Raw genomic sequence first — 22,191 nt, forward strand, 5'->3', positions numbered from 1 at the left:
ATTCGGGCGCGCCGTTTATTTTTGCCCAATATCGATATGGAACCAATATTTTGGGGCATGCGTGCACCATATCGATAATTAGTGACGCATCATCATATTTTATTTGCCATCTCTTTGATTGGTCGCGTATATTTCGATTTCCGGCGGTTTTTGCGGCGCAGCGCGCCCGTTGCACGACCGGCTTCGCGGCTTCCAAGTCGAAATAAACGCCGCGGGCGACATAAAAAATGGTTCAACGGCCGAGTCGGCCCCTCACAGTAGAGACGGTGTCCCCATGAACGATCATCAGCAACCGGCAGTCGGTTCGCCTCCCGCCGCGCAGGGCATGTATGACCCTGCCAACGAACATGACGCCTGCGGCGTCGGTTTCGTCGCCCATATCAAGGGGAAAAAGAGCCACGAGATCATTCAGCAGGGTCTCAAGATCCTCGAGAATCTCGATCACCGTGGCGCCGTCGGCGCCGATCCGCTCATGGGCGACGGCGCGGGCATTCTGATTCAGGTTCCGGACGGCTTCTATCGCGAAGAGATGGCCAAGCAAGGCGTGACTTTGCCGCCTGCCGGCGAATACGGCGTCGGCATGATCTTCCTGCCGAAGGAACATGCTTCGCGGCTCGCGTGCGAACAGGAACTGGAACGCACGGTGAAGGCGGAAGGCCAGGTCGTGCTCGGTTGGCGCGACGTCCCGGTCGACGGCAACATGCCTATTTCTCCGACCGTGAAGGCGAGTGAGCCGCTCATCCGCATGATCTTCATCGGGCGCGGCAAGGACATCGTCGTGACGGATGCGCTCGAGCGGAAGCTCTACATCATCCGCAAGACGGCGAGCCACCGCATTCAGGCGCTCAAACTCAAGCACGGCAAGGAATACTTCGTGCCGTCCATGTCGTCGCGCACGGTCGTCTACAAGGGCCTGCTGCTGGCCGGTCAGGTCGGCGTGTATTACCGCGACCTGCAGGACGAGCGCGTGGTCTCGGCGCTCGCGCTCGTGCACCAGCGCTTCTCGACCAACACGTTCCCGGCGTGGGAACTGGCTCACCCGTATCGCATGATTGCGCACAACGGTGAAATCAACACCGTGAAGGGCAACGTCAACTGGCTGAACGCGCGCACCGGCGCGATCGCCTCCTATGTGCTCGGCGACGATCTGCCCAAGCTCTGGCCGCTGATTTATCCCGGCCAGTCGGACACGGCTTCGTTCGACAACTGCCTCGAACTTCTAGTGATGGCGGGCTATCCGCTCGTTCACGCCATGATGATGATGATTCCCGAGGCATGGGAACAGCACACGCTCATGGACGACAACCGCCGCGCGTTCTACGAGTATCACGCAGCGATGATGGAGCCGTGGGACGGTCCCGCCGCCATCGCGTTCACGGACGGCCGCCAGATCGGCGCCACGCTCGACCGTAACGGCCTGCGTCCGGCGCGCTATCTCATCACCGACGACGACCTCGTGATCCTCGCGTCGGAATCGGGCGTGCTGCCTATCCCGGAATCGAAGATCGTCAAGAAGTGGCGTCTGCAGCCGGGCAAGATGTTCCTGATCGACATGGAACAAGGCCGCATCATCGAGGACAAGGAGCTCAAGGACAACCTCGCGAACGCGAAGCCGTACAAGAGCTGGATCGACGCCGTGCGTATCAAGCTCGACGAAATCGAGCCGAAGGCGGAAGACGTCGAAACGCAGCGTCGCGAAGCCGCCGCGCTGCTCGACCGTCAGCAGGCGTTCGGCTATACGCAGGAAGACCTCAAGTTTCTGATGGCGCCCATGGCGCAGTCGGGCGAAGAGGCCGTGGGCTCGATGGGCAACGACTCGCCGCTCGCGGTCATGTCCGGCAAGAACAAGACGCTCTATCACTACTTCAAGCAGTTGTTCGCGCAAGTGACCAACCCGCCGATCGATCCGATCCGCGAGAACATGGTGATGTCGCTGGTCTCGTTCGTCGGTCCTAAGCCGAATCTGCTCGACACGACCAACATCAACCCGACGATGCGTCTGGAAGTGTCGCAGCCCGTGCTCGACTTCAAAGACATCGCGAAGATTCGCGCCATCGACAAGTACACCGGCGGCAAGTTCAGCTCGTACGAACTGAACATCTGCTATCCGGTGGCTTGGGGCAAGGAAGGCGTGGAAGCATGCATTGCGTCGTTGTGCGCCGAAGCCGTCGATGCCGTGAAGTCCGGTTACAACATGCTGATCGTGTCCGACCGCAAGATGGACCGCGACAATGTCGCGATTCCGGCGCTGCTCGCCACGTCGGCCATCCACTCGCATCTCGTGCAGCATGGTCTGCGCACGAGCACGGGTCTCGTCGTCGAAACCGGGTCGGCGCGCGAGACGCATCACTTCGCGCTGCTCGCGGCGTACGGCGCGGAAGCCGTTCACCCGTACCTCGCGCTGGAAACGCTCGCCAACATGGCGGAAGGCTTCAAGGGCGATCTGTCGGCCGAGAAGGTCATCTACAACTTCACGAAGGCGGTCGGCAAGGGCTTGTACAAGGTCATGTCGAAGATGGGCATTTCCACTTACATGTCCTACACCGGCGCACAGATTTTCGAAGCGGTCGGCTTGTCCTCCGAGCTCGTGGAGAAGTATTTCCGTGGCACGGCGTCCAAGGTCGGCGGCATCGGCATCTTCGACGTGGCGGAAGAAGCCATTCGCCTGCATCGCGATGCCTTCGGCGACAACCCGGTTCTCGCGAACATGCTCGATGCGGGCGGCGAATACGCTTATCGCGTGCGCGGCGAAGAGCATATGTGGACGCCGGATGCCATCGCCAAACTGCAACACTCGGCGCGCAGCAACTCGTATCAGACGTACAAGGAATACGCGCATCTGATCAACGACCAGACGAAGCGTCACATGACGTTCCGTGGTCTCTTCGAGTTCAAGCTCGACCCGTCGAAGGCCATTCCGCTAGACGAAGTGGAGCCGGCGAAGGACATCGTGAAGCGTTTTGCGACAGGCGCGATGTCGCTCGGCTCCATCAGCACGGAAGCGCACGCCACGCTCGCGGTCGCCATGAACCGTATCGGCGGCAAGTCGAACACGGGCGAAGGCGGCGAGGACGAGAAGCGCTACCGGAACGAACTGCGCGGCATTCCGATCAAGACCGGCGACACGCTCAAGTCCCTGATCGGCGATGAAATCGTCACCGACGTCGCGTTGAAAGACGGCGATTCGCTGCGCTCGAAGATCAAGCAGGTTGCATCGGGCCGCTTCGGCGTGACGGCGGAATATCTGTCGTCGGCGGATCAGATTCAAATCAAGATGGCGCAAGGCGCGAAACCTGGCGAAGGCGGGCAACTGCCGGGCCACAAGGTTTCCGACTATATCGGCAAGCTGCGTTACTCGGTGCCGGGCGTCGGTCTCATTTCGCCGCCGCCGCACCACGATATCTATTCGATCGAAGACCTGGCGCAGCTCATTCACGATCTGAAGAACGTGAATTCCGCGGCGAGCATTTCGGTGAAACTGGTGTCCGAAGTGGGCGTCGGCACCATCGCTGCGGGTGTGGCGAAGGCAAAGGCGGATCACGTCGTGATCGCGGGTCATGATGGCGGCACGGGTGCATCGCCCTTGTCGTCGCTGAAGCACGCGGGCACGCCGTGGGAACTCGGTCTTGCCGAAACGCAGCAGACGTTGGTGCTGAACCGTCTGCGTGGCCGTATCCGCGTGCAGGCCGACGGCCAGATGAAAACCGGCCGCGATGTCGTGATCGGCGCGCTGCTCGGCGCGGATGAATTCGGCTTCGCGACGGCGCCGCTCGTCGTCGAAGGCTGCATCATGATGCGCAAGTGCCATCTGAATACGTGCCCGGTCGGCGTCGCGACGCAAGATCCGGTGCTGCGCGCAAAGTTCACTGGCCAGCCGGAACACGTCGTCAACTTCTTCTTCTTCATTGCGGAAGAAGTGCGCGAGATCATGGCGCAACTGGGTATTCGCAAGTTCGAGGATCTGATCGGCCACGCCGAACTGCTCGACACGAAAAAGGGCGTCGAGCACTGGAAGGCGAAGGGTCTCGACTTTTCGCGCGTGTTCTATCAAGTGCCGGTGGGCGCGGAAGTCGCGCGCAAGCACGTCGATGTGCAGGACCACGGTCTGGACAAGGCGCTCGATCACGTGTTGATCGAGAAGTCGAAGGCGGCGATCGAGAAGGGCGAGCACGTTTCGTTCATCCAGCCGGTGCGCAACGTGAACCGCACGGTCGGCGCCATGCTGTCCGGGTTGATCGCGAAGAAGTACGGCCACGACGGTTTGCCCGACGACTCCATCCATATCCAGTTGAAGGGCACGGCGGGCCAGAGCTTCGGCGCGTTCCTCGCCAAGGGCGTGACACTCGACCTCGTCGGCGACGGTAACGACTATGTCGGCAAGGGCATGTCGGGCGGGCGCATCATCATTCGCCCGACCAACGACTTCCGTGGCAAGTCCGAGGAGAACATCATCTGCGGCAACACGGTGATGTACGGCGCTATCGAAGGCGAGTCGTACTTCCGTGGCGTCGCGGGCGAGCGCTTCTGCGTGCGTAACTCGGGCGCGACGGCAGTCGTCGAAGGCACGGGCGATCACGGCTGCGAATACATGACGGGCGGCACGGTGGTCGTGCTCGGCGAGACGGGCCGTAACTTCGCGGCGGGCATGTCGGGCGGCGTCGCGTTCGTGTTCGATCCGGACGGCACGTTCGGCGCCAAGTGCAACAAGACCATGGTGGCCCTCGATCCGGTGCTGCAACAGGCCGAACAGGAGCGCACGGTGTATCGCGCGCTGTGGCATGCCGGCAAGACCGACGAAGCGCTGCTCAAGGGTTTGATCGAGCGTCACTTCCAGTTCACCGGATCGCCGCGTGCCAAGGCGCTGCTCGAAAACTGGGATGCGTCGCGCCGTCAGTTCGTGAAGGTGTTCCCGACCGACTACAAGCGCGCGCTCGGCGAGATCGGCGCGAAGAAGGCAAAGGACGCACTCGCGGCCTGAGCGGTCTCACTATAGAAGAGCTCTCCGGTACGCCGGAGAGCGAGTTCCTCACCAAATACAGAGAAAGAAGAGAACCACATGGGCAAGGCAACCGGTTTTCTCGAGTTCGAACGCCGCCACGAGGCGTACGAAGCACCGCTGACCCGCGTCAAGCATTACAAGGAATTCGTCGCCGCGCTGACCGATGAAGACGCCAAGGTTCAGGGCGCGCGCTGCATGGACTGCGGCATTCCGTTTTGCAACAACGGTTGTCCGGTGAACAACATCATTCCGGACTTCAACGATCTCGTGTTCCGTCAGGACTGGAAGAGCGCGATCGAAGTGCTGCATTCGACCAACAACTTCCCCGAGTTCACGGGACGCATTTGTCCGGCGCCGTGCGAGTCGGCTTGCACGCTCGGTATCAATGACGATCCGGTGGGCATCAAGTCGATCGAGCACGCGATCATCGACAAGGCGTGGACCGAAGGCTGGGTCACGCCGCAGCCGCCCAAACACAAGACCGGCAAGAAGGTTGCGGTGGTCGGCTCCGGTCCCGCCGGGCTCGCGGTCGCGCAGCAACTGGGACGCGCCGGTCACGACGTGGTTGTGTTCGAAAAGAACGATCGCATTGGTGGTTTGCTGCGTTATGGCATTCCCGACTTCAAGCTGGAGAAGTGGCTGATCGACCGCCGCATGCGCCAGATGGAAGCGGAGGGCGTGTCGTTCCGCACCAACGTGTTCATCGGCAAGGACGCGCTGCCGGGGCACATCGGCAATACGGCCAAGGAAACCATCACGCCGGACGAACTGAAAGAACAGTTCGATGCGGTCGTGGTGGCGGGCGGTTCGGAAACGCCGCGCGATCTGCCGGTGCCGGGGCGCGAGCTGGAAGGCATCTATTACGCGATGGAATTCCTGCCGCAGCAGAACAAGGTTAACGCAGGCGACAAGCTCGCGGAGCAACTGGTCGCGAAGGGCAAGCATGTCGTCGTGATCGGCGGTGGCGACACGGGTTCGGATTGCGTCGGCACCTCGAACCGGCATGGCGCGAAGGGCGTGGTGCAGTTCGAACTGCTCGCGCAGCCGCCCGAGGAAGAGAACAAGCCGCTCGTGTGGCCCTACTGGCCGATCAAGCTGCGTACGTCGTCGTCGCATGAAGAGGGTTGCGAGCGTGACTGGTCGGTTGCGACGAAGCGTTTCGAAGGCAAGAACGGCAAGGTCGAGAAGCTGATCGCGGTGCGCGTCGAGTGGAAGAACGGCAAGATGCAGGAAGTGCCGAACAGCGAGTTCGAGCTGAAGGCCGACCTCGTGCTGCTCGCCATGGGCTTCACGCAGCCAGCTTCGCCGGTGCTGGATGCGTTTGGCGTCGACAAGGACGCGCGCGGTAACGTGCGCGCCTCGACCGAAGGTGACAAAGCGTATTACACGTCGGTGGACAAGGTGTTCACCGCAGGCGATATGCGGCGCGGTCAGTCGCTCGTGGTGTGGGCGATTCGCGAAGGGCGTCAGTGCGCGCGGTCGGTGGACGCGTATTTGATGGGCAGTAGCGAATTGCCGCGATAAGAGAGCGGGGTTGATGGGACGAAAGGGCGGACCTTTGGGGTTCGCCCTTTTTTGTTGGCGGGGTTATGCCACCAAAAAAAACCGCACCCACAATTGCTCGCGGATGCGGTTCTTCATTCAGCAAGAGACGGAATCAAGCCTCCGCCATCGTCCTCTCTATCTCGATCCGATAATCATGGAACAGCGCCACCGACTCCCGGTGCGCAACGCTCAAAATCGCCGCCTTCGGCAAACGTTCGACGAGCGTGTTGTAGATATGCAGTTCGTTATCCGCATCGAGCGCGCTGGTGGCTTCGTCGAGGAACAGGAAGTCGGGCTTGTGCAGCAGCACGCGCGCGGCGGCAAGACGCTGTTGCTCGCCCGGCGACAAGCTGCGCGCCCAGTGCGCACTTTCTTCCAGGCGGTCGCCATACTCGGCCAGATTGCACAGACGCAGCGCCTCGCGCGATTCCTCGTCGGTGAAGGTGCCACCCGGCGACGGATAGCTCAACGCCGCGCGCAGCGTGCCGATCGGCAGATAGCTCACTTGCGGGATAAACAGCATCTTCGCGTCGACGGGTGCGTCGATACTACCGTCGCCGAACGGCCAAAGGCCCGCCAGCGCCCGCATCAGCGTGCTCTTGCCCGCGCCCGACGGCCCGACTATCAGCCAGCGCGATCCCGGTTCTATCGTCACATCGCCCACGCGCGAAAGCGGCGTGCCATTCGGCAGTGCGAGCGCAAGCCCCTTGGTCGTCAGCGCTTTCGTGCTCGTGTAATGCAGGTTGATACCGCCATGCGCCGTTGCCGGCGACGTTTCCTCGCGGATATGCGTCGAGCGCATCACACGCTTGAATTCGCGCAGACGATTCACCGTGGCGCGCCATTCGACCAAGGTCGAGTAACTGTTGATGAACCAGGAGAACGAATCGCTGACCGTGCCGAACGCCGATGAAATCTGCATCAAGACGCCGAACGAGAACGCGCCCGCGAAGTAGCGCGGCGCGGCAACCATGATCGGGAAGATGATGGCGATCTGTCCGTAGAAACTGAGCACGAAGGTCATGCGCTTCGTGTACTTCATGATCATCCACCAGTTGTCGCGAATGCGCTGGAAAATGGTCTTCGCGTTGGCCGTCTCGGTGGCAATGCCATCGTAAAACGCGATCTGCTCGGCATTCTCGCGCACGCGGATCAGCCCGAAGCGGAAATCGGCCTCGACCTTCTGTTGCTGGTAGTTGATCGACACCAGCGGATGTCCAACCTTCTGGATGATGACCGAGCCGATGATCGCGTAAAGCGCCGCCGCCCAGACCATGTAGCCGGGAATGACAAGCGGCGTGCCGAATGCCGTGATGGTCAGCGCGCCCGCGAGCGTCCACAAAATGGTGATGAACGTGACGAGCGTGACTAGCGTGGAAAGCAGATCGAGCGACAGAGACAGCGTGGTGGTCGCGAAGGATTGCAGGTCGTCGCTGATCCGCTGGTCGGGGTTATCGGCGAGACGGTCGCGTTCTATGCGGTAAAAAGCGCGGTCGCCGAACCACTGTTCGAGATACTTGTTGGTCAGCCACTGGCGCCAGCGGAAGCCGAGCATCTGCCGCAGATACCTCCCATAAACCGCGAGCAGAATGTACGCGAAGGCGAGGCCGGTGAAGACCAGCAGAAGGTGCGGAAAGTCGTGGACGTTCTTGTTCTGCAGCGCGTTGTAGAACGCCGCGCTCCAGCTGTTGAGCCGCACGTTGATCCATACGACCGTCATGTTGATCGCGATGATGGCAACAAGCAGACCCCATGCGAAGCCGCGCTCCTCCGAGACCCAGTAGGGCTTGATGAGGCTCCACGCAGAGACCGTGTCGGCTTGTTGCTGCGTGTTTTCCGGTTGAGAATTGGCCATGACCTTCCTGATGATATGCCGGTCCGAGTTACGAATGGACGCACCGCGCCGCGATACTCACACGCGCAGCCTCTTTCCTGTCCCGCAGATTGTTCAGAGGTTCCCTTAACTGCCGCTTAATTCCGTGCTCATTCGCACAACCATGCGGAGAACCATGCTCGCGGCATTGTGCCAGAGTGCCGACCGAGGCGACCAAAGGCGGGGAATCCCGGTTTGCAGCGGCTTTGGCTTTCATGGTCTAATGATCTTCGACGAAACAGGGGTGCTTCGCGCGCGATGTCATCGAATTATCGGTGTGCTGGCGCGGCGAGGCTGAGAGAGACCCTTTGCACCCGATCCGGGTAATACCGGCGAGGGAAGTTTCCGGAGAACGCGCGGCCGTCGCGCCTTTCCTCCAGGTTCTTCCATCATCTTTCTTTTCCGCCTGGCGCGCGTTGTTTGCGCTGCCGCTGCCGGGCCGGTCTCTCCTCTGCAAGTTTTGTCTTCGCGTTCGTGCGTTTGCTGCACGGCGTTATCAGTCGTGGATAAGACCGGAGCGGCGCCCAGCCTCGTTTCGATCGACAGGAGACATCGGAAAAGTGAACACGATCCATCAGCCCGCCGCGCGCCGGCCAGACTTCGCCGTCATCGGCGGAGGACTCGTCGGGCGGCTCGTGGCGTGGCAACTCGCGGGCGCGGGCCACGGCGTCGCGCTATACGAGCGCGGCGACGAGGCGGGCACGCAGTCGGCTGCGTGGGTGGCCGCCGCGATGCTCGCGCCGCTCGCCGAGGCGACGAGTGCGGAGCCGCTCGTCGTCGAACTCGGCGCGGCGTCGCTGGAACGCTGGCCGGGGCTCATCGCCGATTTGCCCGAGCCGGTTTACTTTCAGCGCAACGGCACGCTCGTCGTCTGGCACGGCGCGGATCGCGCGGAAGCGCCGCTATTCGAACGCAGGTTGCGCGCCAACGCGCCTGCAAGCTTGCTCGATGGCGGCTTCGTCAAGCTCGCGGGCGCGGAAGTCGCGCAAGCGGAACCCGCGCTCGGCACGCGTTTCGCGCAAGGCTGGCTGCTGCCGCACGAAGGTCAACTCGACAATCGTCAGGCGCTTCGAGCGCTCGCGGCCGGACTTGGGGCGCGCGGCGTGCGCACGCACTGGAATTCTCCGGTCGATGCTCTGCCCGACGCGCGCTGGATCATCGATTGCCGTGGGCTGGGCGGCAAAACGGCGTGGCCCGCGTTGCGTGGTATTCGCGGGGAAGTGGCGCGCGTGCATGCGCCGGGCATCGGGTTGTCGCGGCCGGTGCGGCTGCTGCATCCGCGTTATCCGCTGTATATCGCGCCGAAAGAGGACGATCTTTACGTGATCGGCGCGACCGAAGTCGAAGGCGAGGACATGTCGCCCGTGAGCGTGCGCTCGGCGCTGGAACTGATGAGTGCGGCATTCGCGGTGCATCCGGGTTTCGGCGAGGCGCGCATCCTCGAACTCAATTCTCAGTGCCGGCCGACGCTGCCGGATCATCGGCCGGCCATCGTCTGGGACGGGGCGCGGACCGTGCGCGTGAACGGCCTGTATCGGCACGGCTTCATGATCGCGCCGGAAGTCGCCGATGCCGCCTGCGCACTCGCCCAAGCCATCGCGGGCGGAACCGTCGCGGACGCCGCATCGTTCGCGGATTATCGCGGCGGCGCGCGCTGGTCCGAACTTCTGCATAGCGAACCGGCCATCGCGGCCGCGCTCTAGTCATCGAAAGTCAAAGCCATGAACATCCACATCAATCAGCGCGAATTCAGTCTGACCGATGCCGCCACCGTCACCGACGCGCTCGCCGTATTCGGCGCCAAACCGCCGTTCGCGGTCGCGCTCAACGGACAGTTCGTCGCGCGCGGCGAGCACGGCACGAAGACGCTTCGAGCCGGCGACAAGCTCGACGTCGTGTCGCCCGTCGCGGGCGGCTGAATCTATCGAATCCGAAGGATCGAATCATGACCTCACACACCGCCGCCCATAGTCTTACGCTCTACGGCCAGACGTTCCCGAGCCGTGTGCTGCTCGGCACATCGCGTTATCCGTCGCTGCAATCGCTTTCGGATTCCATCGATGCCGCGCGGCCCGGCATGGTGACCGTCGCGCTGCGCCGTCAGTCCGAGACTGGCGAGGCCGGTTTTTTCGAAGTCCTCAAGCGTCACGGCGTCGCGCTGCTGCCAAACACGGCGGGCTGCCAGAGCGTCGATGAAGTGCTGACCACCGCCTACATGGCGCGCGAGGTTTTCGACACGCCGTGGATCAAGCTGGAACTGATCGGCGACGACTACACGTTGCAGCCCGACCCGATCGGCCTCGTCGAAGCGGCGGGCAAGCTCGTGCGCGACGGCTTCAAGGTGCTGCCTTATTGCACCGAGGATCTCGTGATCGGCCGCCGTCTGCTCGATGCCGGCTGCGAGGCGTTGATGCCCTGGGGCGCGCCCATCGGCACCGGCAAGGGCGTGACCAATCCCTACGGTCTGCGCACGTTGCGCGAGCGGCTGCCAGACGTGCCGCTGATCGTCGATGCAGGCCTCGGCGTGCCCTCGCATGCGTGCCAGGTGATGGAGTGGGGTTTCGACGGTGTGCTCTTGAACACCGCCGTGTCGCAGGCGACCTTTCCGTCGCAGATGGCGCGCGCGTTCGCCCTGGGTGTCGAAGCCGGGCGCACGGCGTTTCTCGCCGGTCCGATGGCCGAGCGCGACAGCGCGCAGGCCAGCACGCCGGTCGTTGGCATGCCGTTCTGGCATCAGGACGGAGGTGCTGCATGAGCTTGCTCGGACACGAAGTTTTCTGGCCGCCGGCGGATGAGTTGACCGAAGTCGCCGAACGTATCCGCGCGCGGCTCGGCGAGTGGCCCGCGCCGCCAACGCGCTGGCGCATCTGCCTGACCGTGCCGGATACGCCAAGTGCGCAGGATCTGCTCGTCGTCAACGAGCCATACGCCGCGGGCAATGCGACGGTGCTGGAAGCGTACGAACATCGCGTGATATTGCTGCATGCAGGCGCGCGCCACGTTCTCGAAGGCGAGCGTTCCGACGACTGGCTGGCTGCGCTGGCGGCGTTCCTCGACTGCAATTTCGAACCGCACGATGCGCTCGTCCTGGCAATGGCATGGCGCGCCGGCGACGAACAGAAAGAAGACGCGTGGCCAAGCGACTTCGACACGTTCCCGCGCGTCGGCGATCTTCCACCCGCGCCGGAACCTGCTTTTCCCGCTTGCCCGGACAAGCTCGGTCTTTACCCCGTCTTGCCGAGCGCGAATTGGGTCGAACGCGTGCTGGACCTTGGCGTGCGCACGGCGCAGTTGCGCCGCAAGACCACCGACGCAGCGGACCTTCACGGCGAAATCGAGCGTTCGGTCGTGGCGGGGCAGCGGCATCAGGCGCAGCTTTTCATCAACGATCACTGGCGCGAAGCGATCGCCGCACGCGCTTACGGCGTGCATCTCGGTCAGGAAGATGTCGAAACCGCCGATCTGCAGGCAATCGCGCAAGCCGGGTTGCGCCTCGGACTTTCGACGCACGGCTATTACGAGATGCTTCGCGCGCTGCACTTCCGGCCGAGCTATCTCGCGCTCGGCGCGGTGTTTCCCACCACGACGAAAGTCATGCCCACCAAACCGCAAGGCCTGGCGCGGCTTACACGCTACGTAAAGCTTCTGAAAGGACGTGTGCCGCTCGTCGCGATCGGCGGTATCGACGGCAAGGTATTGCCCGAGGTGCTGGCGACCAGCGTAGGAAGCGCTGCTGTCGTCCGTGCCGTGACAGAAGCGGCGGACACCGAAGCCGCCGTCGAGTCGCTACAACAAAGCTTTGCAAATCAAGGGTAAATGTTCTGAAAATCATATCGGGAAGAGCGTAGGTAAAGCACCGATTGCGCGCAGGCCCTATAATTCGGCCTCTTGCGTCCAAGGAATTTCTTACCTCGTGCCAGCTTTCCCCGAGCCCCTGCTAGAGCTTCGCGACGTCGATTTCGGTTACGGTAATCGGCCCGTTCTCTCGAACCTGAACATGCGTTTCACGCGTGGTCAGGTGGTTGCGGTCATGGGTGGCTCCGGCTGCGGCAAGACGACAACCTTACGGTTGATCGGCGGGCTGGTGAAAGCCAGCCGCGGTCAGGTGCTGTTCGCGGGCAAGGACGTCGGCACGCAATCGCGCGACGGCCTTTACGCGCTGCGCCGCCGGATGGGCATGCTGTTTCAGTTCGGCGCGCTGTTCACCGACCAGACCGTGTTCGAGAACGTCGCGTTTCCGCTGCGGGAACACACGGATCTGCCGGAAGAGCTCATCCGCGATCTCGTCCTGATGAAGCTCAACGCGGTCGGCCTGCGTGGCGCGCGCGATCTCGCGCCGTCGGAGATTTCCGGCGGCATGGCGCGCCGCGTCGCGCTTGCCCGCGCCATCGCGCTCGATCCCGAACTAATGATGTACGACGAGCCGTTCGCCGGTCTCGATCCCATCTCGCTCGGCATAACCGCGCAACTCATCCGCACGCTCAACGACGCTCTCGGCGCCACGTCCATTCTCGTTTCGCACGATGTGCCCGAGTCGTTCGCCATTGCGGACTACGTGTACTTCGTCGCGAACGGCGGCATTCACGCGGAAGGCACGCCGGAGCAATTACGCGCGTCGGAAGACCCGACCGTGCGTCAGTTCATCGACGGCACGCCGGACGGTCCCTTCAAGTTTCATTACGCGAGCCAGCCGCTCGCGGCGGATTTCGGCATCGGAGGGAAAGCATGATCAGCGCACTCGGACGCTGGGTGCTCGACGGTTTCGGAACCGCCGGTTATGCAATGCGCATGCTGTTGCGCCTCGTACTCGAATTCTTCCCGCTTTTGCGGCGGCCGCGTCTCGTCACGAAGCAAATTCACTTCGTCGGCAATTATTCGCTCGTCATCATCGCGGTGTCGGGCCTGTTCGTCGGCTTCGTACTCGGGCTGCAGGGTTATTACACACTGAACCGCTATGGTTCGGAGCAGGCGCTTGGACTGCTCGTCGCGCTTTCGCTCGTGCGCGAGCTCGGGCCAGTCGTCACGGCGCTGTTGTTCGCCGGCCGCGCGGGTACGTCGCTGACCGCCGAGATCGGTTTGATGAAGGCGGGCGAACAACTCACGGCAATGGAAATGATGGCCGTCGATCCCATGAAAGTGGTGGTCGCGCCGCGCATGTGGGCGGGCATCATCGCCATGCCCGTGCTGGCGGCCATTTTCAGCGCGGTCGGCATCATCGGCGGGTATGTGGTCGGCGTGTTGCTGATCGGCGTGGATTCCGGCGCGTTCTGGTCGCAGATGCAAGGCGGCGTGGACGTGTGGCGCGATGTCGGCAATGGCGTCATCAAGAGCATCGTGTTCGGCTTCGCGGTGACGTTCATCGCGTTGTTCCAGGGCTACGAAGCACGGCCTACGCCGGAAGGCGTGTCGCGCGCGACCACGAAAACGGTCGTGTACGCGTCGCTCGCGGTGCTCGGCCTCGATTTCCTGCTGACCGCGTTGATGTTCAGCTGATGTCCAGCTAATGAACCAAATGCAAAACGCCCGCGAGGGCGTGGGCGTTGTGAAGGGCACAGACCCCACACGCGCTCTGCGACAAGATTCTCTTTGGGAAGACGATGAAAAAGACTGCTCTCGACTTTTGGGTCGGCCTCTTCGTGGTGCTCGGTTTTGTGGCGCTGCTGTTCCTTGCGCTGAAGGCGGGCAACATGAGTTCGCTGTCGTTCCAGCAGACCTACGCGGTGAAGCTCAAGTTCGACAACATCGGCGGCCTTAAGGCGCGCGCGCCGGTCAAGAGCGCGGGCGTCACGGTCGGGCGCGTCGGCTCGATCAGCTTCGATGGAAATACGTATCAGGCGGTGGTCGCCATCGACATCGACAAGCAATATCAATTTCCGAAAGATTCGTCCGCCAAGATTCTGACTTCCGGTCTGCTCGGCGAGCAGTACATCGGCCTGGAGCCGGGCGGCGACGATCAGATGCTCAAGAATGGCGACACCATCACGATGACGCAGTCCGCCGTGGTGCTGGAAAATCTGATCGGACAGTTCCTCTATAACAAGGCAGCGGATTCCGGCGCGTCGAAACCCTCGGCGGCGCCGGCGGCAACGGCAGCTCCCGCACCGGCATTTCCGGGTGCGGCAAGCGCTATGGGCGCGAGCGCAGCCTCGGGTACGGCTCAATAAGGAGAAACAACATGCACTCGACAGGGATGCGGCGCGCAATCGTTCTAGCGGCAACGGTGGGCATGTTCGGCGGGTGCGCGACAGTGACCACTCCGACCAAGGGCGATCCCTTCGAGAGCTACAACCGGACGATGTTCACGATCAACGACAAGGTCGATCAATACGCGTTCAAGCCGGTGGCGCAGGCTTACGTCTGGGCCGTCCCGGAACCCGTGCGCAACAGCGTCACGAACTTCTTCTCGAATATCGGCGATGTCTACATCGCGGCGAACAATCTTCTGCAACTGAGAATCGCGGATGGCGTGTCGGACATCATGCGCGTCGCAATCAACACGGTGTTCGGCGTGGGCGGTCTGTTCGACGTGGCGACCATCGCCAAGCTGCCGAAGCATTCGGGCGACTTCGGTCTCACGCTCGGCCACTACGGCGTGCCGCCTGGCCCGTACGTCGTGCTGCCGCTTCTTGGACCAAGCACCGTGCGCGATACCGGCGGCCTCGCGGTCGATTATTTCGGTAATCCGCTGAGTTACGTGCAGCCGGATTCCGTGAGCTGGGCCTTGTACGGCGTAAATCTCGTGAACACACGCGCGAACCTGCTGGATGCATCCGACATTCTTTCGGATGCCGCGCTCGACAAATACTCTTTCGTTCGTAACGCTTACCTGCAGCGGCGGCAATATCTGATCACCGGTGGCGAAGGCACCTCGCCCGATTACAGCGAAGCGCCGCTTCCAAACTACGATGCGGAAGGCGCGGAAGCCGCGACTCCGGCGGGCGCTTCGGCGACGGCGGTTCCGTCCGAAGCGGCATCGGGCGCGACGCCTGCTTCTGGAGCCGCTGGCGCGCCGCGCGCAGCGAGCGACACGGGCAACAACACGGTTCCGGGACATCAGTACGTTCCGCCGCGCGCGCCGGGATTCCCTTCGTTCCGCTTGCGTTGAGCGGACTGACGCTAACGGCCGGTAAAATACTTGGCAGCATTTTTTACAGTTTGACAGGCGCGCGGTCTGAACTCGTTCTAGCCAGCGCGCTCAAACTCAAGCCCCTTTTTTTGCAGGATCTGCGATGAAAAAAATCTTTTTGCTTCCTATCTTCGCCATGCTGATCGCGTTCTGCGGCGCGGCGTCGGCGCAATCCGTCGACTCGAGCGCGCCCGACGTGATGATCAAGACCGTCACGCAACAAGTGCTCGACGACATCAAGTCCGACAGCAAGATTCAGTCGGGCGACATCCAGCGCATCACTGAACTCGTCAATCAGAAGATCCTGCCGTACACGGACTTCACGCGTACCACGCGTCTCGTGATGGGGCGCAACTGGAACACGGCAACGCCCGAGCAACAAAAGCAGATCGTCGAGCAATTCAAGATGCTGCTCATTCGCACGTATTCGGGCGCGCTCGCTCAGGTTCGTAATCAGACGGTACAGTACAAGCCGTTCCGCGCGTCGCCGGAGGACACGGATGTCGTGGTCCGCTCGGTCGTGATGAACAACGGCTCGCCGATCGAACTCGACTACCGCCTGTACAAAACGCCGCAAGGCTGGCGCGTGTACGACATCAACGTGCTCGGCGCATGGCTGATCCAGGCGTATCAGCAACAGTTCAACGAGCAGATTTCGCAGAATGGCGTGGCTGGCTTGCTGCAATTCCTCACGCAGCGTAATCAGCAACTCGCGAACGGCAAGGCATCGTGAGCACGCAGGCAAATGCGCAAGTCGCGGGCGGCCGCTTCCAGACGGCCGCCACGCTGACCCACGAAAGCGCGAAGGCTGCGCTCGACGCGGGTTTGTCGCGTATCGCGGCGGGTGCAACTGAAGTCGACTGCGCGCCGCTCACGCATTTCGATTCATCCGCGCTCGCCGTGCTGCTTGCATGGCAGCGCGCCGCCACCGAGCGCGGCACGGCGCTTGGCGTCGTGAATGTTCCTTTCAAGCTTGCCAGTCTCGCGCAAGCTTACGGCGTCGACACGCTGCTCTCCTTCCGACATTGATCCTGTCCTGACGCCATATCAGGTGCGGCAACCAGGCATGCGTTGCCGCGATCAGGATCGCTCCGAAGTCGGCTCCATCCGGTTTGCCCTATAATCAAATGCTTTTTCGGGCCCGCACCCGGCAATTTTTCGATCGAGCCCGGGTCTGTCAAGCGTTATCCGCACAATCGAGGCGCGGCCACACGAGGCACGCGCACTGTCAATGTCAGCCATAGAAATCCGAAACGTCAGAAAGCGCTACAAGCAGCTTCAGGCGCTCAAAGGCGTGAGCCTCACGGTTGAAGAGGGCGAATTCTTCGGCTTGCTCGGCCCCAACGGCGCCGGCAAGACCACGCTGATCAGCATCCTTGCCGGACTCGCGCGCGCCGATAGCGGCACGGTGTCCGTGCGCGGCCACGATGTCGTGAGCGACTTCCGCGCGGCGCGCCGTGCGCTTGGCGTGGTGCCGCAAGAACTGGTGTTCGATCCGTTCTTCACCGTGCGCGAGGCTTTGCGAATTCAGTCGGGCTATTTCGGTTTGCGCAAGAACGACGACTGGATCGACGAAGTCATGGCCAATCTCGATCTCACCGAGAAAGCGGACGTCAACACGCGCGCGCTCTCGGGCGGCATGAAGCGACGCGTGCTGGTGGCGCAGGCGCTGGTGCATCGGCCGCCGGTGATCGTGCTCGACGAGCCCACGGCGGGCGTCGATGTCGAACTTCGTCAGACGCTCTGGAAGTTCATCTCGCGGTTGAATCGCGAAGGGCACACCATCGTGCTGACCACGCATTACCTCGAAGAAGCCGAGGCGCTATGTGATCGTCTCGCCATGCTTCGTCGTGGTGAAGTCGTGGCGCTCGAGCGCACGAGCACGCTTCTGCAACGCTTTTCCGGTCTGCAACTTTATCTGCGCTTTTCGAGCGGCTCGCTGCCTGTGGAACTGCGTCCGCTGGAAGTCGATCCGCACGCGGTGTCCGGCATGCAGCACCTGCTGCGCCTTTCGAGCTACGACGATGTCGAGCCGATTCTCGCGAAGTGCCGCGCGGCCGGTTGCGCGCTGGATGAAATCGAGGTTCGCAAAGCCGATCTCGAAGACGTGTTCGTGCAAGTCATGAACGAACCCGACGTGGTCGAGGGACTTTCATGAGCGGCTTTCAGACGTTGTTCTACAAGGAGCTTTTGCGCTTCTGGAAGGTATCGTTTCAAACGGTGCTCGCGCCGGTCGTCACGGCGTTGCTGTATCTGACCATCTTCGGTCACGCGCTTTCCGGGCACGTACAAGTTTATGCTGGCGTTGGTTATACGAGCTTTCTCGTGCCCGGCCTCGTGATGATGAGCGTTTTGCAGAACGCGTTTGCGAATAGCTCGTCGTCGCTGATTCAATCGAAGATCACAGGCAATCTCGTGTTCGTGCTGTTGCCGCCCATTGCGCATTGGGAAATGTTCTTTGCGTACGTTTTGGCATCGGTAGCGCGTGGACTTTGTGTCGGGCTTGGCGTTTTCGTCGTGACGATATGGTTCGTCCCGATGTCTTTTTCCGCGCCGTTCTACATCATTGCGTTCGCGATCCTCGGTTCGGCAATCCTCGGTACGTTGGGTTTGATTGCCGGCATCTGGGCAGACAAGTTCGACCAGTTGGCCGCGTTTCAGAACTTCCTGATCATGCCGCTCACGTTCCTTTCCGGCGTGTTCTATTCGACGCATACGTTGCCGCCGGTTTGGCGCGCGGTGTCGCATCTGAATCCGTTCTTCTACATGATCGACGGTTTCCGCTACGGCTTTTTCGGTCTTTCGGACGTGAATCCGCTGGTGAGCATGGGTATCGTCGCTGCATTTCTGGCCGTGCTCGCGCTCATTGCCGTGCGTCTGCTCGCGAGCGGCTTCAAGCTGCGTCACTAATTCTTTAGGAGACTTTCATGTTGCCGACTCCCGAGCAAGTGAAGGACTACATCGCTGGCGGCCTCGCCTGCCAGCATCTCGAAGTTGAAGGCGATGGCCAGCACTTCTTCGCGACCATCGTGAGCGACGCGTTCGTCGGCAAGCGGCTGATCGCGCGGCATCAACTGGTTTATGCGGCGCTTGGCGAGCGCATGCGCGAAGAAATTCACGCGCTCAGCATGAAGACGCTTACGCCCGACGAATTCAAAGCCGCGTAAATACGCGACATTCGTAGCAATACGCAACACGCAACATCCCGTAACACCCGGCAACACCGGCAGGAAACAGTGCGAATCATTCAAGACAACCGCGGCGCCGAAAGCGGCTCCGCAGCAGGACGCTCGGTCGAAGGACACGTCATCATGGATAAACTGGTCATCACGGGGGGCGCGAAGCTCTCCGGCGAAATCACCGTATCGGGCGCGAAGAACGCGGCTCTGCCGATTCTGTGCGCAAGCCTTCTCACGGCCGACGACGTCCATCTGTCGAATGTGCCGAATTTGCAGGACACGCGCACGAAGCTCAAATTGCTGCGCCAGATGGGCGTGCACTCCGAAGCGTCGAGCGATGGCCGCGTGACGCTCAACGCATCGAAAGTAGACAACCTCGTCGCGCCGTACGAAATGGTCAAGACCATGCGCGCGTCGATCCTCGTGCTCGGTCCGCTCGTCGCGCGCTTCGGCGAGGCGAAGGTGTCGTTGCCCGGCGGCTGCGCAATCGGCGCGCGTCCGGTCGATCAGCACATCAAGGGTCTGCAGGCGATGGGCGCCGAGATCAATATCGAGCACGGCTTCATCGAAGCGCGCGCGAAGCGTCTGAAGGGCGCGCGCATCGTCACCGACATGATTACCGTCACCGGCACCGAAAATCTGCTGATGGCGGCAGTGCTTGCGGACGGCGAGACGGTCATCGAAAATGCCGCGCGCGAGCCGGAAGTTACCGACCTCGCGCATTTGCTCGTGAAGATGGGCGCGAAGATCGATGGCATCGGCACGGATCGGCTCGTCATCGAGGGCGTCGAGAAGCTGCACGGCGCGAAGCATAGCGTGGTGCCGGACCGTATCGAAGCGGGCACGTTCCTGTGCGCGGTCGCGGCCGCGGGCGGCGATGTCACGCTGCGCAACGTCACGCCGTCGCTGCTCGATGCCGTCACCGCCAAGCTGCGCGAAGCAGGCGTGAGCATCGAGGAAGGCGACGACTGGATGCGCGTGCGCATGAACAAGCGCCCCGAAGCGGTCAACATCCGCACGTCCGAATATCCGGCGTTCCCCACTGACATGCAGGCGCAATTCATGGCGCTGAACACTATTGCCAAGGGCACGTCGCAAGTCGTCGAGACGATCTTCGAAAACCGCTTCATGCACGTGCAGGAACTGAACCGGCTTGGCGCGAGCATTACCATCGACGGCAACACGGCGCTCGTCTCGGGCGTGGACATGCTGTCGGGCGCGAAGGTCATGGCGACCGATCTGCGCGCGTCGGCAAGTCTCGTGATCGCGGCAATGTGCGCCGATGGCGAAACGCTCATCGACCGCATCTATCACCTGGATCGTGGCTACGACCGCATGGAGTCGAAGCTGACGGCGGTCGGCGCGCGGGTGAGCCGTATCAAGGGCAGCGGGAGCGAACAATGAGTTCGTTGCCGCAGACGTCGTCCTCGCTTGCCGCCAATGCGCCGCTGACGCTCGCGCTGTCGAAAGGGCGTATCTTCGAGGAGACGGTGCCGCTGCTCGCCGCTGCCGGCGTGGAGGTCGTGGAAGATCCGGAAAGCTCGCGCAAGCTCATTTTGCCGACGACGAATCCGAACTTGCGCGTGATCATCGTGCGCGCCACCGACGTTCCTACCTACGTCGAATACGGCGCGGCCGATTTCGGCGTGGCGGGCAAGGACGTGTTGATCGAGCATGGCGGAAGCGGGCTGTATCAGCCGGTTGATCTGAACATTGCGCGCTGCCGGATGTCGGTGGCCGTGAAAGCTGGCTTCGATTACGCGAACGCGGTGCGTCAGGGCGCGCGTCTGCGTGTCGCGACGAAGTACACGGAAACCGCGCGTGAGCATTTTGCGGCGAAGGGCGTGCACGTCGATCTGATCAAGCTTTACGGTTCGATGGAACTGGCGCCGCTCGTCGGTCTGGCCGATGCCATCGTCGATCTCGTCAGTTCGGGCGGCACGCTGCGGGCGAATAATCTGGTCGAGGTTGAAGAGATCATGCAGATTTCGTCGCGCCTCGTCGTGAATCAGGCCGCGCTCAAGCTGAAGCGCGCGGCGCTCAAGCCGTATCTCGACGCTTTCGAGCGCGCATCGGCAGGAACGGATAATTAGGGCAGCCGCGTAGTCGCGCGGCGAGCCACAGCAAACGGAAAACCAGCATGTCTATCAAGATTCGCAAACTCGATTCCAGCACCGACGGTTTTCAGAAAGCTTTGCGCGCGGTTCTCGCATTCGAGGCGAGCGAGGACGAAGCAATAGAGCGCTCGGTCGCGCAAATTCTCGCGGATGTCAAAGCGCGCGGCGACGCCGCCGTGCTCGACTACACCAACCAGTTCGATCGTCTGAAGGCGCACAGCGTCGCGGCGCTCGAATTGCCCGTGGCGGAACTCGAAGCCGCGCTGGAAGGGCTTGAGCCGAAACGTCGCGCGGCGCTCGAAGCAGCGGCTGCTCGCGTGCGCGGATATCACGAGAAGCAACGCATCGAATGCGGCAGTCATAGCTGGCATTACACCGAAGCCGACGGCACGGTGCTCGGCCAGAAGGTGACGCCGATCGATCGCGCGGGCATCTACGTGCCGGGCGGGAAGGCGGCGTATCCGTCGTCCGTGCTGATGAACGCCATTCCGGCGCGCGTTGCGGGCGTCAAGGAAATCGTGATGGTCGTGCCGACGCCCGATGGCGTCAAGAACCCGCTCGTGCTCGCGGCGGCGCTGCTCGGCGGCGTGGACCGCGTGTTCACCATCGGCGGGGCGCAGGCGGTTGGCGCGCTGGCGTACGGGACCGAATCCGTGCCGGCGGTCGACAAGATCTGCGGGCCGGGCAACGCGTATGTCGCATCGGCGAAGCGGCGCGTGTTCGGCACGGTCGGTATCGACATGATCGCCGGGCCGTCCGAAATTCTCGTCATCTGCGACGCCACCACCGACCCGCGCTGGGTCGCGATGGACCTGTTCTCGCAAGCCGAACACGACGAACTCGCGCAATCCATTCTGCTGTGTCCGGACGCGACGTTCATTCGGCGCGTCGAAGAAGCCATCGTCGAATTGCTGCCGGCCATGCCGCGCCGCGAAGTCATTCAGCGCTCGCTCGAAGACCGCGGCGCGCTCATCAAGGTGAAGGACATGGCCGAAGCGTGCGCGATCGCGAACGATATCGCGCCCGAGCATCTGGAGATTTCGGCGCTCGATCCGCATCAGTGGGCTGCGCAAATCCACAACGCGGGCGCCATGTTCCTTGGCCGCTACACGAGCGAAAGCCTCGGCGATTACTGCGCGGGCCCGAACCACGTGTTGCCGACTTCACGCACGGCGCGCTTCTCGTCGCCGCTCGGCGTGTACGATTTCATGAAGCGTTCGAGTGTGATCGAAGTAAGCGCGGAAGGCGCGCAGACGCTCGGCGAGATCGCGGCGGAACTGGCTTACGGCGAAGGCTTGCAAGCGCATGCGAAGAGCGCGGAGTATCGGATGAAAAACGTCGGCTGAATCTGG

General features: G+C 62.2%; 19 protein-coding genes and 1 riboswitch. Of the genes, 18 read left to right on the top strand and 1 reads right to left on the bottom strand.

Annotated elements, in window-relative coordinates:
- The first annotated feature begins 274 nt into the window (after positions 1–274).
- Entirely contained in the window at positions 275–4,978 is a 4,704-nt protein-coding gene (locus P9292_RS28040) for a glutamate synthase-related protein (protein WP_309962305.1), read from the top strand.
- 78 nt (positions 4,979–5,056) lie between these two features.
- On the top strand, positions 5,057–6,523 hold the full coding sequence (locus P9292_RS28045) for a glutamate synthase subunit beta (protein WP_309962307.1): 1,467 nt from the start codon (positions 5,057–5,059) through the stop codon (positions 6,521–6,523).
- Between the two features lie 133 nt (positions 6,524–6,656).
- On the opposite strand, the gene P9292_RS28050 is transcribed toward P9292_RS28045, so the two are convergent.
- Positions 6,657–8,399, bottom strand: coding sequence for an ABC transporter ATP-binding protein/permease (locus P9292_RS28050; RefSeq protein ID WP_250465831.1), 1,743 nt, complete (start codon positions 8,397–8,399; stop codon positions 6,657–6,659).
- Between the two features lie 248 nt (positions 8,400–8,647).
- Positions 8,648–8,775: riboswitch (TPP riboswitch) on the top strand.
- 202 nt (positions 8,776–8,977) lie between these two features.
- Between P9292_RS28050 and P9292_RS28055 the strand changes: the two genes are divergently transcribed.
- The 16 genes from P9292_RS28055 (at position 8,978) to hisD (ending at position 22,185) form a co-directional block, all read left to right on the top strand.
- Positions 8,978–10,120 (top strand): FAD-dependent oxidoreductase, encoded by a 1,143-nt coding sequence (locus P9292_RS28055; protein WP_309844576.1) that lies wholly within the window; start codon positions 8,978–8,980, stop codon positions 10,118–10,120.
- Positions 10,121–10,138: 18 nt separating this feature from the next.
- Positions 10,139–10,336: a sulfur carrier protein ThiS gene (gene thiS / locus P9292_RS28060; protein ID WP_250509565.1), complete on the top strand. Its 198-nt coding sequence runs from the start codon at positions 10,139–10,141 to the stop codon at positions 10,334–10,336.
- A gap of 26 nt (positions 10,337–10,362) precedes the next feature.
- A complete protein-coding gene (locus P9292_RS28065; protein ID WP_309844573.1) occupies positions 10,363–11,172 on the top strand; it encodes a thiazole synthase in 810 nt (269 codons plus the stop codon).
- Positions 11,169–12,233: a thiamine phosphate synthase gene (gene thiE / locus P9292_RS28070; protein ID WP_250509563.1), complete on the top strand. Its 1,065-nt coding sequence runs from the start codon at positions 11,169–11,171 to the stop codon at positions 12,231–12,233. Before P9292_RS28065 ends, thiE begins: the two co-directional genes overlap by 4 nt.
- A gap of 97 nt (positions 12,234–12,330) precedes the next feature.
- Positions 12,331–13,146: an ABC transporter ATP-binding protein gene (locus P9292_RS28075; RefSeq protein ID WP_244826386.1), complete on the top strand. Its 816-nt coding sequence runs from the start codon at positions 12,331–12,333 to the stop codon at positions 13,144–13,146.
- Entirely contained in the window at positions 13,143–13,910 is a 768-nt protein-coding gene (gene mlaE / locus P9292_RS28080; protein WP_244826385.1) for a lipid asymmetry maintenance ABC transporter permease subunit MlaE, read from the top strand. The genes P9292_RS28075 and mlaE overlap by 4 nt, the downstream gene beginning before the upstream one ends.
- Positions 13,911–14,014: 104 nt before the next feature.
- Positions 14,015–14,581: an outer membrane lipid asymmetry maintenance protein MlaD gene (gene mlaD / locus P9292_RS28085; protein WP_309962309.1), complete on the top strand. Its 567-nt coding sequence runs from the start codon at positions 14,015–14,017 to the stop codon at positions 14,579–14,581.
- Positions 14,582–14,592: 11 nt separating this feature from the next.
- Positions 14,593–15,522 carry a VacJ family lipoprotein gene (locus tag P9292_RS28090; protein ID WP_250509562.1) on the top strand — a complete coding sequence of 310 codons (930 nt, stop codon included), beginning with the start codon at positions 14,593–14,595 and terminating at the stop codon, positions 15,520–15,522.
- Positions 15,523–15,646: 124 nt separating this feature from the next.
- A complete protein-coding gene (locus P9292_RS28095) occupies positions 15,647–16,276 on the top strand; it encodes a phospholipid-binding protein MlaC (protein ID WP_244826382.1) in 630 nt (209 codons plus the stop codon).
- On the top strand, positions 16,273–16,572 hold the full coding sequence (locus P9292_RS28100; RefSeq protein WP_309844566.1) for an STAS domain-containing protein: 300 nt from the start codon (positions 16,273–16,275) through the stop codon (positions 16,570–16,572). Before P9292_RS28095 ends, P9292_RS28100 begins: the two co-directional genes overlap by 4 nt.
- A gap of 202 nt (positions 16,573–16,774) precedes the next feature.
- Positions 16,775–17,701, top strand: coding sequence for an ABC transporter ATP-binding protein (locus P9292_RS28105; RefSeq protein WP_244826380.1), 927 nt, complete (start codon positions 16,775–16,777; stop codon positions 17,699–17,701).
- Entirely contained in the window at positions 17,698–18,453 is a 756-nt protein-coding gene (locus tag P9292_RS28110) for an ABC transporter permease (protein ID WP_244826379.1), read from the top strand. Before P9292_RS28105 ends, P9292_RS28110 begins: the two co-directional genes overlap by 4 nt.
- A 17-nt stretch (positions 18,454–18,470) precedes the next feature.
- On the top strand, positions 18,471–18,710 hold the full coding sequence (locus tag P9292_RS28115) for a BolA family protein (protein WP_244826378.1): 240 nt from the start codon (positions 18,471–18,473) through the stop codon (positions 18,708–18,710).
- A 144-nt stretch (positions 18,711–18,854) separates the two neighbouring features.
- The gene (gene murA, locus P9292_RS28120; protein WP_244826377.1) at positions 18,855–20,126 is read left to right on the top strand and encodes a UDP-N-acetylglucosamine 1-carboxyvinyltransferase; all 1,272 of its coding nucleotides are present in this window, start codon (positions 18,855–18,857) and stop codon (positions 20,124–20,126) included.
- Positions 20,123–20,815 carry an ATP phosphoribosyltransferase gene (hisG, locus tag P9292_RS28125; RefSeq protein WP_244826376.1) on the top strand — a complete coding sequence of 231 codons (693 nt, stop codon included), beginning with the start codon at positions 20,123–20,125 and terminating at the stop codon, positions 20,813–20,815. The genes murA and hisG overlap by 4 nt, the downstream gene beginning before the upstream one ends.
- 47 nt (positions 20,816–20,862) lie before the next feature.
- The gene (hisD, locus tag P9292_RS28130) at positions 20,863–22,185 is read left to right on the top strand and encodes a histidinol dehydrogenase (RefSeq protein WP_309844560.1); all 1,323 of its coding nucleotides are present in this window, start codon (positions 20,863–20,865) and stop codon (positions 22,183–22,185) included.
- Positions 22,186–22,191: the final 6 nt, after the last annotated feature.

Origin of the sequence: Caballeronia sp. LZ001, assembly GCF_031450875.1 — a bacterium.
In the GTDB taxonomy this organism is placed as follows: Bacteria; Pseudomonadota; Gammaproteobacteria; order Burkholderiales; family Burkholderiaceae; genus Caballeronia.